This is a genomic window from Tumebacillus amylolyticus (assembly GCF_016722965.1).
In the GTDB taxonomy this organism is placed as follows: Bacteria; Bacillota; Bacilli; order Tumebacillales; family Tumebacillaceae; genus Tumebacillus; species Tumebacillus amylolyticus.
Genome location: NZ_JAEQNB010000003.1, coordinates 512,495 through 524,664, shown reverse-complemented (window position 1 = coordinate 524,664; position 12,170 = coordinate 512,495). Strand labels below are relative to the sequence as shown.

Below are 12,170 nucleotides of genomic sequence, written 5' to 3'. Positions count from 1 at the left end.
TCAGGAATCTCATAGCGAAGGGGGCGTTTTTTCATGGCCATCACGACGTTGAAAAAACCGATTACCTTGGCGGACATCAAGGATCTGCCGCAGGTGTATCAGTATATCGTATCGGCTGACATGCACCTCAAAGCGATGGGATTTACCGAGCATGGCTTCCGACATGTGACGGTGGTGAAGGATCGCGCCGAGATGGTGATGCGCAAACTGGGGTACTCGAAGCGGGAGCAGGAACTGGCGGAAATCGCCGGGTACATCCATGACATCGGCAACATCACCGGGCGTCACGACCACGGCAAAGCGGGCGCGATCATCTGCCTGCGCATCCTCGAAGATTTGGGGATGGACTATGACGAGGTCGCGAAGATCGTCGGCGCCATCGGCAACCATGAGGAGCAATACGGCGAAGCGGTCAACAACATCTCCGCCGCCTTGATCCTCGCCGACAAGTCGGACGTGCACCGCACGCGGGTCAGACGCCGTGACGTTTCGACGTTTGACATTCATGACCGCGTCAACTACTCGGCGACGTGTTCCAATCTGGACATCGATCCGGATACGCGATTGGCGACGCTTGAGTTGACGATCGACACAGAAGTTTCGTCGGTTATGGAGTACTTTGAAATCTTCATGGAGCGCATGTTGATGTGCCAGCGCGCCGCGAAGATGCTCAGTTTGGAGTTTGCAATGAAGATTAACGGGGCCAAGATTTTGTAAGGCCCCCTTTTTTGTTGGCAACGGGTTCTCAATTGACCGTTTAATAGAGTTGACGATATACTAAGAACATTGAATTCGCGAGGAGGATTGTCATGAAGGTAAGTCGTTTTTTGGCCTTCCTGATGATCGTCGCCTTGTTTTTTGCGCTCGCCATCCCAACCTACACGAAAATTTGGAATGGTATCACGCTAGGCCTCGATCTCAAGGGTGGCTTTGACGTCTTGTACCAGGTGAAGGACACACCTGAAGAAAAAGTAACATCGGAAGGCATGATCGCAGTCAAGAACGCGATCGAGAAACGCGTTGACTCGGCGGGTATCACCGAGCCGGTCATTCAAATTGAGGAAGGCAACCGCATTCGTGTCCAAATCGCGGGTCTGTTCTCTCAAGAGGAAGCGAAAAAGTTGCTTGTGCAATCTGCGAAGCTGGAATTCAAAGCTCCGGACGGCACCGTTCTGGCAACGGGCAAGGACATCAAGTCCAACGCCAAGTACGTCCTCGACCAACAAACCAACGCGGCCGAAGTTTCCATCGAATTCAAGGACGCGAAACTCTTCCAAAGCATCACGGAAAAGTATGTCGGCCAGAACGTTTCGATCTGGCTCGATGAGCAACAATTGCAAAACCCGCGCATTCAAACCGTCATCTATGACGGCAAAGCTGTCATCAACGGGCAAGAGAGTGCAGAAGCGGCAACGAACATGGCGAACTACTTGAACGCCGGTGCGCTTCCGTATCCGTTGGACGAGCTCTCCTCGTTCTCCGTTTCTCCGACGCTCGGTGACGAAGCTCTGCACGATACCCTGTACGCAGGTGTGGTCGCGTTCGGGCTGATTTTTGTCTTCATGGTTGTCTACTACCGTCTGCCGGGTCTGGTCGCGATGATCGCCCTGCTGATGTATGCGTATCTGCTGTTTGCCGTCTTCCGTTACATGCACATCACGCTCACCTTGCCGGGCCTCGCAGCTCTGGTACTGGGGATCGGGATGGCCGTTGACGTAAACATCATCGCAGCGGAGCGGATCAAGGACGAATTCCGTCATGGCAAGTCTCTGCTGTCCGCGATGATTATGGGTCAGAAGCGCTCGATGCCGACGATCATCGACGCCAACATCACCTCGATCATCGCAGGTTTCCTGATGTATTGGTTCGGGACCGGTGCGATCAAGAGCTTCGCGGTTGCACACATCATCTCCGTCCTCGCCACGTTCTTGACGGCGGTGTTGATCTCGCGCCTGATGCTTCAACTGCTCGTCCGCTCCAACATCGTTCGCAACACTTGGTGGTACGGCGCACCGCGCGCGATCGCGACCAAGGGTGTCGTCCGCAAGGGAGGGGCTAAGAAATGAAGTTCGAAATCGTCAAGAACCGTAAATGGTACTTCATCATCTCCGTCCTGATCGCCATCGCCGGGATCGTAATTATGTCGACGATGGGTCTGAACCTCGGCACCGACTTTGAAGCCGGTTCCCGCGTGCAGTTCACCGTCGGTCATACCTTCACGCCGGAAGACATCGAAAGCGAATTCAACAAGCAGTTCACCGAGTTCAAGGTCGCCCAAGTACAGGGCATAGCGAACAACGGGGTCGTCGTCCGCATCGACAAAAAGTTCACGCCGGACCAAGAAGCTGCTGTGAAGTCGTATCTCGACAAGCAATATCCGAATTCGGCTCCGCAGATTTCTTCGGTTGACCCGGTCGTCGCGCGCGAACTTGCGCAAAAAGCGATCTACGCGATCCTCTACGCTTCCGTCGGGATCATCCTCTACATGGCGATTCGATTTGAATACCGCTTCGCGATCTCGGGGGTTATCTCGGTTTTGCAGGTCGTACTCGTCGTCGTCTCGCTGTTCGCACTGTTCCGCTTGGAGATCGACATCAACTTCATCGCGGCGATCCTGACGATTGTCGGGTACTCGATCCACGATACGATCGTTATCTTCGACCGGATTCGCGACAACTTGAAACACACCAAGATCAAAACGACCGCCGACCTCGAAGCGATGGTCAACGAGTCGATCTGGGCCACGATGGCGCGTTCTCTCAACACCGTCCTGACCGTCGTCATCTCCGCCGGCTGCTTGTACCTGCTCGGCGGCACCCCGATCAAGCACTTCGCACTCGCGCTCTTGCTCGGTCTGGTCACCGGTGCGTACTCCTCGATTTTCATCGCGTCCCAGATTTGGGTCTCGTGGAAATCCCGCGAGTTGAAGAAACCAAAAGCCACCGCGTAAAGGCAAGAAACCGCCGGGATTGTCTCCGGCGGTTTTTTTCATGGCATGGGCTTTTGTTGCGTATTGATCCTGTCAAGAAGTATAATGAAATTATTCTATGTTATTTATCGTAGAGAGGATTTTTCGATATGCAAAAACCCAAGCGTTGGGTCGTCCTCGAAGCCGATGAACTGCAAGTCCACGCCTTGGCGGATGAAGTGGGAGTCTCTCCGATCTTGGCCCGCCTGTTGTGGCGTAGAGGCTTGCGCACGGCGGAAGATGCTCAGCGTTTTCTGTACCCTGGGCGGGAGGGCATTTCCGACCCGTTTCTGATGCGTGATATGGACAAAGCGGTTGCGCGGATTCGATCTGCGATCGACCGACGTGAACGGATCATGATCTATGGCGACTATGACGCGGACGGCGCCACCTCTACAGCGTTGCTGTATCTGGCGTTGCAAGCGATTGATGCAGATGTCGAGTACTACATCCCAGATCGCTTCTCCGAGGGCTACGGCCTGAACGGACCGGCACTGCAACAAGCCAAGGAGCGCGGCTTCGACCTCGTGATCACCGTCGACAACGGGATCAGTGCCGTCGAAGAAGCGCGATTGGCCGCCAGCATCGGGCTTGATCTGATCGTCACCGATCATCACACCCCGCCTGACGTGTTGCCGGATGCCTATGCGATCCTCAACCCCAAGCAACCCGGCTGTCTCTATCCGGAAAAAATGCTCGCCGGCGTCGGCGTTGCATGGAAGCTGGTACAAGCGCTCTATGAGCGTGTACCGGATGAATTTCTGGACCTCGCAGCCATCGGGACGGTCGCCGACTTGGCACCGTTGCAAGGGGAGAACCGGCTGATCACGATGTTTGGCTTGGACGCGATGAATGTGGTACCGCGTCCCGGTGTACGAGCGTTGATTGAAGTGGCAGGTTTGACAGGCAAGAAAGTCACCGCCGGGCACATCGGGTTTTCATTTGGCCCGCGGATCAATGCCGCCGGTCGTTTGGATTCGGCGACGTATGCGGTCGAGTTGTTGACCACGACCGACTCGGACAAAGCACGAGAGCTGGCCGAATTCTTGGATGCCCGCAACCGGGAGCGCCAAGAGATCGGCGAGAGCATCTTCGAGCAAGCGGTTGCGCTCGTGGATGCGAACCCGCAGTGGTTGGAAGGCCGCGTGTTGGTCGTCCCTTCTGCGGGCTGGAACGAGGGCGTCATCGGCATCGTGGCTTCCCGACTCGTGGAGCGCTACTACCGCCCGACGCTGATGATTGCACTCAACGGCGAAGGCGGCGGCAAGTCGTCTGCGCGAAGCATCCACGGTTTCGACCTCTACACCGCACTTTCGAAATGCGCCGATCTGCTCGGTCATTATGGCGGGCACAAGATGGCAGCAGGCTTCTCCATTGCCGAGGAGCAGATTGACGAGTTGCGGAGCAGGATGAACGACATCGCCCAAGAGATGCTGACCGAAGAGGACATGCAACCGAAAATCGATGTGGACATGGTGCTCGATCTGAACTCTGTCAACCTCGACCTCGTGGAACAGATGGAGCGTCTCGCCCCGTATGGCTTCGGCAACCCGAGCCCGCGTTTTTCGTTCCAAGGACTTGATCTGGAGCAAACTCGCGTCGTCGGCAAGGACGCCTCGCATTTGCAGATTCGAGTGAAGCAAGCGAATCGGACGTTGGATTGCATCGCGTTTCGTCGAAGCGCGGACCAGCCCATGCTGGAAAGCCTCGCTTCGATTGACATCGTCGGCGAACTCTCCGTCAACGAATGGAACGGACGCCGCAGTTTGCAGATGCAGTTGGGCGACTGGCGAGCGAATGCGGTGCAGTGTTTTGACAAGCGCGGCTGTGGAGACAAAGCCGTGTGGCTCGAAACGCGCAAAGAACCGCTGACCGTGCTTTTTTTCCAAGAAGCGAACTTGCGGGAGATCGAAAAGCGCCTGTTTGGGTATCCTTGGAATGAAGGCAAGTACCGTCTGGTGCTTGCAGATGACGAAGGTCGCACGTCTGTCGTTGCAGGGGCGGAGGAGCCGGCTGAACACCTCGTGCTCTTTGATCTCCCTGCGACACTTGCACAGTTTGAAGGGGCTCTGCAAAGCATGGAGCCCTTTGAAAAGGTATACGTGATCTACGGCGAGGCAGACGAGAATCTCTGCCGCCACGCCGCTGTGAACTGGTTGCCGGAGCGAAATGCATTTACCTATGCGTATCGCTATCTGCAACGGATGGGCACGGTGAGCTACGAACAGATGCTTGCCGAGATGCGCCCCTTGACCCACGAGGGAGTTCATACGATCCTCGCGGTGTTCACAGAATTGGAATTTGCGTTGCCCCAAGGAACGGAGGGCAACGAGTTTGCAAGCAACCCGAACGCGGCGCGCCGTGAGCTCACAGAAGCTCCGACGTATCAGCAACAAGCAAAGCGCTTCCAACAATTGAAGGAAGTGCGTGCGAAACTGCTGACCGCGTCAACCGATACACTACGAGAATGGCTTGTCCCGCAACTTATGCGGCGGGCGTAGGAGGACTTCACACATGAACTTCAAAGACAAAATCCGCGTAATCCCTGACTTCCCGTCTCCGGGTATTCGTTTCAAAGACATCACCACCCTGCTCAAGGACGGCCCGGCTTTCCGTGCCGCCATCGAGCAATTCAAAGACTTCGCCGTCGAGCGCAACGCAGACATCATCGCAGGTCCGGAATCCCGCGGCTTCTTGCTCGCAGCTCCGATGGCGTACGCGATGGAAGCGGGCTTCGTGCCGATTCGCAAGCCGGGCAAGCTCCCGCATGAAACGATCTCCCAAGACTACTCGCTGGAATACGGCAAGGACTCTCTGGAAATCCACACCGACGCGATCCAACCGGGTCAGCGCGTGATCATCGCCGACGACCTGCTCGCGACAGGGGGGACGATCGGTTCCACGATTCAGCTCGTTGAGAAGCTCGGCGGTATTGTCGTCGGGGTTTGCTTCTTGATCGAACTGACCTACCTCAACGGTCGGGAGAAGATCGAAGGGTATGATGTCTTCTCACTCATTCAGTACTGATAAACCGGAGACGTCCGGCACCCCGGAACCTGACATGGTGGAGAAAAAAGACCCGGTGGGCATTGAGCGCCTGATTGAAAAAGTGAGCCGGTACGGCACCCCGGACGATGTGGCGATGCTTCGCCGCGCGTACGAGGTAGCCGAACTGGCACATCGGGGCCAGACCCGCCGTTCCGGGGAACCGTACATCATGCATCCGGTTGCTGTCGCCGAGATCCTTTCAGGTCTCGAACTGGATGCGGTTACGCTGTCTGCAGCACTTCTGCACGACGTCGTCGAAGATTGCGACATGACCTCCCAACAGATGGCCGAGAAATTTGGGCCTGAGGTGGCCGCACTCGTCGATGGAGTGACGAAGCTCGAACGGATCAAGTTTGAAACCAAGGAAGAGGCGCAAGCGGAAAATCTCCGCAAGATGTTCATGGCCATGGCCAAGGACATCCGCGTCATCCTCATCAAACTGGCGGACCGCCTGCACAACATGCGGACGCTGAAACACCAACCGACGGAGAAGCAAGTTCGCATCGCGACCGAGACCTTGGAGATCTATGCGCCGCTGGCGCACCGTCTGGGGATCTCCACGATCAAGTGGGAGCTTGAGGACATTTCGCTTCGCTATATGAACCCGCAGCAGTACTACCGCATCGTCAACCTCATGGCGAAAAAACGCCGTGAGCGCGAAGATTACGTGCAAGAAGTCATCGACGCCGTCAAGGAAAAAATGGGCGAGCTCGACATCAAAGCCGATCTCTCCGGGCGTGCGAAACATCTCTACTCGATCTACCGCAAGATGACGAACTACAACAAGCAGTTCAACGAAATCTACGACCTGCTTGCGGTGCGCATCATCGTCAACAACATCAAGGACTGCTATGCGATCCTCGGCATCGTCCACACGATGTGGAAACCGATGCCGGGCCGCTTCAAGGACTACATCGCCATGCCCAAGGCGAACATGTACCAGTCTCTGCACACCACCGTCGTCGGCCCGCGCGGCGAACCCTTGGAGATTCAGATTCGCACCTGGGAGATGCACCGCACCGCCGAGTACGGCATCGCGGCGCACTGGCTCTACAAGGAAGGCGCTGAGAAAGCCAACGGCAAGGACACCAAGGACAAGGAAGGCTCTGCCTCCGCTCAACCCGGAGTCAAGGACGCCTCGTTCACGCAGAAACTGGCTTGGTTCCGCGAAATTCTCGAATGGCAACAGGACTTCAAGGACGCGCAAGAGTTCATGGAGACCCTGAAATTCGACTTGTTCGCCGACGAGGTCTTCGTCTTCACGCCCAAGGGCGACGTCATCAACTTGCCCGCCGGCTCCGTGCCGATCGACTTCTCGTACCGCATCCATACCGACATCGGCAACCGGACGATCGGAGCCAAAGTCAACGGCAAGATCGTTCCGCTCGACTACAAGCTCAAAACGGGCGACATCGTAGAAGTGATGACGTCCAAGCACTCCTACGGCCCGTCGCAGGACTGGATCAAAGTCGTCAAGTCCTCGCAAGCGAAGTCGAAGATCCGCCAATGGTTCAAACGCGAGAAACGCGAAGAGAACGTCTCCAAAGGCCGCGAGTCGATTGAACGTGAAGTCAAAAAGCACGGCATCGACACCTCGTACATGTCTGACAAGAACTTGGAGGAGATCGCGCTCAAGTTCAACTTCACCAAGATCGACGACATGATGGCAGCGGTCGGCTACGGAGGTTTCTCCGCCCACCAAGTCATCACCCGCTTGGTCGACAAGATCAAAAAGGATGCACCGCCCGTCGATTTGGTGAAGCTTCCCGAAGTCAAGCAGGAACCCAAGAAGCAGAAAAAAAGCAAGCTCGGCGTCCGCGTCAAGGGCATCGACAACATGCTGGTCCGCTTCTCCCGTTGCTGCAACCCGGTTCCCGGTGATGACATCAAGGGCTTTGTCACGCGTGGGCGCGGTGTGTCGATTCACCGCAACAACTGCCCGAACCTCGAAGCGGTGATGGCGGACGAAGAGAACCGCTTGATCGAAGTCGAGTGGGACATGGACAACACCGCGCAGTACAACGTCGAGATCGAGGTCACCGGCCTCGACCGCCGAGGTCTGATGACCGAAGTCATGATGTCGGTCTCCGATACCAAGACCGACATCACCGCCGTGTCCGCCCGTGCCGACAAGCGCAAGATGGCGACCATTCTGCTCTCGATCAACATCCGCAACGTCGACCATCTGCACACGGTCGTCGAGAAGATCAAGCGCGTGAAGGACATCTACGCCGTTCGTCGGATCATGCAATAAGGAGCAACACAGGATGAGAATCGTAGTACAACGAGCCCGTTCCGGCCGCGTCACGGTTGACGGAGTTGTAACCGGCGAGATCAAACACGGCTTCGTGCTCCTCGTTGGCGTTACCCACGAAGACACCCGTGAGGACGCCGACTATCTCGTGGACAAGGTGCTCAACCTCCGCGTCTTCGAAGACGAGTCGGGCAAGATGAACCACTCCTTGCTCGATGTCGGCGGAGAGTTGCTCTCCGTTTCGCAGTTCACCCTCTACGGAGACTGCCGCAAGGGCCGCCGCCCGAACTTCATGGACGCCGCCAAGCCCGACGCAGCGAAAGAACTGTACGAATACTTCAACGAGCGCGCACGAAGCCTTGGAGTACGTGTCGAGACCGGCGTATTCGGCGCCATGATGGACGTCGAACTGATCAACGACGGCCCGGTGACGCTGCTGCTGGAATCCAAACGCACGTTTTAGAAAAGAAGACCGCGACTTCCACGCGGTCTTTTTTTTGTCCCCTCGGAGTAGGAGTAACAAGAGAGGGAGGTGCGGCGAATGGCGGAAGGTGTGGGCAAGACCCGGATTCGAGAAGTCAAACTGGAACTGTTCCTCGACGACGAGATTCGCGCCGCCCTACTGGAGATCGTGGAGGGCCGAAAAGACACGCTTGAACTCAACTTCGTGTACTTCCGACACCTGTATGTTGAAGAACTCAAACACGAAGGCTACCGAGTTTCTCAGATCAAGATCCCCTTGGGACGCATCACCAAGGTCAAACTGAAAGCCATCCAAGGCTCCTGATTTTTACCCGACACCTCGTTCGCAATTGCGAACGAGGTGTTTTTTAGTTTCTTTCTCATTACCAAGTTAGTCTAGTTAATGTTTAATCCATCTGCATTGACATTGGTTGATAATCCTCGGATAATTGTATTCAGCAGTCATGTAAATTAAATGTAGTTTGCGTTTGGTATACTCAAATGTAAAGTACATAGCTCTACTTGGGGGAAGGGTGAAACGATGGACATCTTGGAAATTCAAGAGCGCATCAACCAACGATATCCGTTCCTGTTGGTGGACCGCGTGTTGGAAGTGGAACCGTTGCAACGTGCGGTTGCGTACAAAAACGTGACGATCAACGAAGCGTTTTTCATGGGCCATTTTCCGAACAACCCGGTCATGCCGGGGGTGTTGATCATCGAAGCCATGTCACAAGCAGGGGCGATGATGTATCCGAAGGCGAAAAACGGCTACATCGCCGGCATCGACAAAGTGAAATTCCTCGGGTTTGTGCGCCCCGGCGACCAGTTGGTTACCGAGGCGATCAATCTCCAAAAAGCAGGAGCTTTCGCAAAAGTGCAGGTCACCGCACGCGTTGACGGCAAAGAAGTCGCTCGTGCGCAGATCACGTATTACATGGAATTTGAGGAGGCGTTAGCAGAATGAGCAAGCGGGTTGTTCTCACCGGCCTCGGAGTGGTCTCTTCCATCGGGACGGGCAAGGAAGCATTCCTCGATGGCCTCAACACCGGTTCCAGCGGGATTTCGAAAGTTACTCGTTTCACCACCGAAGAAGGCGAAGACGTGTATGCAGGGGAAGTGGCCGACGAAGCGTTCACCGGAGTTTTGGAAAAAAGCGCCGTTCGACGCATGGACCGCTTTACCAAGTTAAACATTGCAGGTGTGCAATTGGTCGTCGAGGACGCAGGCTTGACCCGCGAGCAATTGGCGGAAGTCGGCGAGAGCGTCGGCCTGATCTTGAATACGTCGTTTGGCTCGTGGCATTCCACGAACGTGTTCACGCAACAGATCATCGATGTCGGCCCGGCGGAAGCATCTCCGCTCGTGTTCCCGAACACCGTCCTGAACGCGGCTCAAGGTCAAGTTGCGATTCGCTTCCAGACCAAAGGCCCGACCACGACGTTGACCGGGATTCCGGGCATCACGTACGGCCTCGACCTGATCCGTTCCGGTCGTGTTGAGCAATTGATCGCAGGCGGCGTGGACGAAATGCACGCGAACGCGGCCAAAGCATACGCCGTCGCGGACATGGCGGTGATCGACGAGCATGGAGTTGGCATGCGTCTCGGCGAAGGCATCGGCGGCATGTTCATGGAGACGTTGGAATCGGCACAAGCTCGCGGCGCGCACCTCTACGCAGAAGTGCTCTCCTACGGCATCGCTTGTGATCCGAACTTGAGCCAAGAATTTACCAAAGCGGACACCTCCGGCGAATCGTTCGCCTACGCGATGAACCAAGCGCTGACCGAAGCGGGCCTCGCGCCGTCCGACATCGACTTGATCCTCGTCGCAGCGAATGGCAACCAATCGTTCGACACGGCGGAAGCAACCGCGATCCAGACGGTCTTCGGAGAGGCGGCGGCGAACATCCCGCAGTTGAACCTGAAAGACCAGATCGGCGAAACGTTCGGCGCTTCCCACGCGATTGCAACGGTTGCAGGGGCTCTGTTCTTGGACAAGCAATCCCTCCCGAGCGGGGAAAAAGCGTTGACCCACGTACTGGTCAACGGCGTGGAAATCGGCGGGAACCAAGTCTCCGTCGTGTTGAAGAGAGCATAGAGGAGGCGTACACATGTTGCTTCAAGGCAAAACGGCGATCATCACCGGATCGTCCCGCGGCATCGGGCGGCAAATCGCCATCTCGATGGCGGAAGCGGGCGCCAACGTGGTCATCAACTACCGCAGCGGCACCGAAGCGGCGGAAGAAGTCAAAGAGTTGCTTGCATCCAAAGGCTTGACCAACGTCCTGCTCTTCCAAGCGTCTGTCGATGACAGAGAAGCGATGGAAGCGATGGCGAAGGCAACGGTCGAACGCTTCGGCGGCATCGACATCCTCGTCAACAACGCCGGCATCCTGTTGCCGAAATTCTTGATGATGACCAAACCGGACGAGTGGGAGCAGTCGCTCAACGTCAACTTGACGGGCGTCTACAACTGCATCAAAGCGTCCCTGCGTCCGATGATTGAGAAAAAATGCGGCCGCATCGTCAACATCTCCTCCGTCGCCTCGCTCTCCGGCATTCCCGGCCAAGCGGCGTACGCGACCACCAAAGCGGGCCTGAACGGTCTGACCCGCGTCCTCTCCAAAGAACTTGCCGGGTTTGGCATCACCGTCAACGCCTTGGCACCGGGCTTCATCGAAACGGATATGACGGCGATCTTCTCCGAGAAGAAAACCAAAGAATACTACGACATGATCCCGCTGAAAAAATTCGGCAAGCCGGAAGACATCGCCAACATGGCGGTATTCCTCGCATCGGATCAAGGCCAGTACATCACCGGCCAAATCATCGCCATCGACGGCGGCCTGTCCGTCTAAACTTTGCATCTCCCAAGGAGGCACTACCACAATGGAAACGACGAAAACCCTCGAACAACAAGTCAAGCAATGCATCATCGACCGCTTGGACCTTGACGTCACCGTGGAAGAGATCGAAGACGCAGCCCCGCTGTTCGGCGAAGGTCTGGGCCTCGACTCCATCGACGCACTGGAACTGGTCATCGCGATCGGCAAGCAATTCGAAGTAACCATCGGCGACGATGACATGGACATTTTCCAATCGGTAAACCGCATCTGCGAATTCATCCGTTCCGCTCGCCCGGAACTGTAAGGGAGGCACCAACCATGACGACGGCAACCCTCGAAACGCAAGTCAAAGAATGCATCATCGCGCGTCTGGACCTCGACGTGACGGCCGACGAGATCGAAAACGCAGCCCCGCTGTTCGGCGAAGGTCTGGGCCTCGACTCCATCGACGCGCTGGAATTGGTCATCGCGATCGGCAAGCAATTTGAAGTGACCATCGGCGACGACGACATGGACATTTTCCAATCGGTCGACCGCATTTGCGAGTTCATCCGAGCGAACCGTTCGGAACAGTAAAACCAGGGGGTGCA

13 protein-coding genes are annotated in these 12,170 nt (G+C 56.2%); all 13 read left to right on the top strand.

From position 1 onward, the window contains the following. Positions 1 to 33 precede the first annotated feature (33 nt). The 13 genes from JJB07_RS12500 (at position 34) to JJB07_RS12440 (ending at position 12,156) form a co-directional block, all read left to right on the top strand. A complete protein-coding gene (locus JJB07_RS12500) occupies positions 34 to 717 on the top strand; it encodes an HD domain-containing protein (RefSeq protein WP_201635489.1) in 684 nt (227 codons plus the stop codon). 92 nt (positions 718 to 809) lie between these two features. Continuing rightward, entirely contained in the window at positions 810 to 2,066 is a 1,257-nt protein-coding gene (gene secD / locus JJB07_RS12495) for a protein translocase subunit SecD (RefSeq protein ID WP_201635487.1), read from the top strand. Next, positions 2,063 to 2,950 carry a protein translocase subunit SecF gene (secF, locus tag JJB07_RS12490; RefSeq protein WP_201635485.1) on the top strand — a complete coding sequence of 296 codons (888 nt, stop codon included), beginning with the start codon at positions 2,063 to 2,065 and terminating at the stop codon, positions 2,948 to 2,950. Before secD ends, secF begins: the two co-directional genes overlap by 4 nt. Positions 2,951 to 3,078: 128 nt before the next feature. Beyond that, a complete protein-coding gene (gene recJ / locus JJB07_RS12485; protein WP_201635483.1) occupies positions 3,079 to 5,469 on the top strand; it encodes a single-stranded-DNA-specific exonuclease RecJ in 2,391 nt (796 codons plus the stop codon). 13 nt (positions 5,470 to 5,482) lie between these two features. Then, positions 5,483 to 5,995, top strand: coding sequence for an adenine phosphoribosyltransferase (locus JJB07_RS12480; protein ID WP_201635481.1), 513 nt, complete (start codon positions 5,483 to 5,485; stop codon positions 5,993 to 5,995). A 34-nt stretch (positions 5,996 to 6,029) separates the two neighbouring features. Further along, positions 6,030 to 8,270, top strand: a complete 2,241-nt coding sequence (locus tag JJB07_RS12475) for a RelA/SpoT family protein (protein ID WP_201635582.1) — start codon at positions 6,030 to 6,032, stop codon at positions 8,268 to 8,270. Between the two features lie 13 nt (positions 8,271 to 8,283). Further along, entirely contained in the window at positions 8,284 to 8,733 is a 450-nt protein-coding gene (dtd, locus tag JJB07_RS12470; RefSeq protein ID WP_201635478.1) for a D-aminoacyl-tRNA deacylase, read from the top strand. A 78-nt stretch (positions 8,734 to 8,811) separates the two neighbouring features. Continuing rightward, positions 8,812 to 9,057: a hypothetical protein gene (locus tag JJB07_RS12465; protein ID WP_201635476.1), complete on the top strand. Its 246-nt coding sequence runs from the start codon at positions 8,812 to 8,814 to the stop codon at positions 9,055 to 9,057. A gap of 216 nt (positions 9,058 to 9,273) precedes the next feature. After that, positions 9,274 to 9,699: a 3-hydroxyacyl-ACP dehydratase FabZ gene (gene fabZ / locus JJB07_RS12460; RefSeq protein WP_201635474.1), complete on the top strand. Its 426-nt coding sequence runs from the start codon at positions 9,274 to 9,276 to the stop codon at positions 9,697 to 9,699. Then, positions 9,696 to 10,832, top strand: coding sequence for a beta-ketoacyl-[acyl-carrier-protein] synthase family protein (locus tag JJB07_RS12455; protein ID WP_201635472.1), 1,137 nt, complete (start codon positions 9,696 to 9,698; stop codon positions 10,830 to 10,832). Before fabZ ends, JJB07_RS12455 begins: the two co-directional genes overlap by 4 nt. 13 nt (positions 10,833 to 10,845) lie before the next feature. Continuing rightward, on the top strand, positions 10,846 to 11,592 hold the full coding sequence (locus tag JJB07_RS12450; protein WP_201635470.1) for a 3-oxoacyl-ACP reductase FabG: 747 nt from the start codon (positions 10,846 to 10,848) through the stop codon (positions 11,590 to 11,592). Positions 11,593 to 11,623: 31 nt separating this feature from the next. Further along, complete coding sequence (locus JJB07_RS12445; RefSeq protein WP_201635468.1) at positions 11,624 to 11,884, top strand: phosphopantetheine-binding protein; 261 nt, start codon at positions 11,624 to 11,626, stop codon at positions 11,882 to 11,884. A 14-nt stretch (positions 11,885 to 11,898) separates the two neighbouring features. Then, the gene (locus JJB07_RS12440; RefSeq protein WP_201635466.1) at positions 11,899 to 12,156 is read left to right on the top strand and encodes a phosphopantetheine-binding protein; all 258 of its coding nucleotides are present in this window, start codon (positions 11,899 to 11,901) and stop codon (positions 12,154 to 12,156) included. The last annotated feature ends 14 nt before the right edge of the window (positions 12,157 to 12,170 follow it).

Coding starts and splice junctions, on each gene's coding strand:
- JJB07_RS12480 (WP_201635481.1), top strand. CDS start 5,483: ATGAACTTCAAAGACAAAATCCGCGTAATCCCTGACTTCCCGTCTCCG.
- JJB07_RS12465 (WP_201635476.1), top strand. CDS start 8,812: ATGGCGGAAGGTGTGGGCAAGACCCGGATTCGAGAAGTCAAACTGGAA.
- JJB07_RS12440 (WP_201635466.1), top strand. CDS start 11,899: ATGACGACGGCAACCCTCGAAACGCAAGTCAAAGAATGCATCATCGCG.
- recJ (WP_201635483.1), top strand. CDS start 3,079: ATGCAAAAACCCAAGCGTTGGGTCGTCCTCGAAGCCGATGAACTGCAA.
- JJB07_RS12455 (WP_201635472.1), top strand. CDS start 9,696: ATGAGCAAGCGGGTTGTTCTCACCGGCCTCGGAGTGGTCTCTTCCATC.
- secD (WP_201635487.1), top strand. CDS start 810: ATGAAGGTAAGTCGTTTTTTGGCCTTCCTGATGATCGTCGCCTTGTTT.
- secF (WP_201635485.1), top strand. CDS start 2,063: ATGAAGTTCGAAATCGTCAAGAACCGTAAATGGTACTTCATCATCTCC.
- JJB07_RS12500 (WP_201635489.1), top strand. CDS start 34: ATGGCCATCACGACGTTGAAAAAACCGATTACCTTGGCGGACATCAAG.
- fabZ (WP_201635474.1), top strand. CDS start 9,274: ATGGACATCTTGGAAATTCAAGAGCGCATCAACCAACGATATCCGTTC.
- JJB07_RS12475 (WP_201635582.1), top strand. CDS start 6,030: ATGGTGGAGAAAAAAGACCCGGTGGGCATTGAGCGCCTGATTGAAAAA.
- dtd (WP_201635478.1), top strand. CDS start 8,284: ATGAGAATCGTAGTACAACGAGCCCGTTCCGGCCGCGTCACGGTTGAC.
- JJB07_RS12445 (WP_201635468.1), top strand. CDS start 11,624: ATGGAAACGACGAAAACCCTCGAACAACAAGTCAAGCAATGCATCATC.
- JJB07_RS12450 (WP_201635470.1), top strand. CDS start 10,846: ATGTTGCTTCAAGGCAAAACGGCGATCATCACCGGATCGTCCCGCGGC.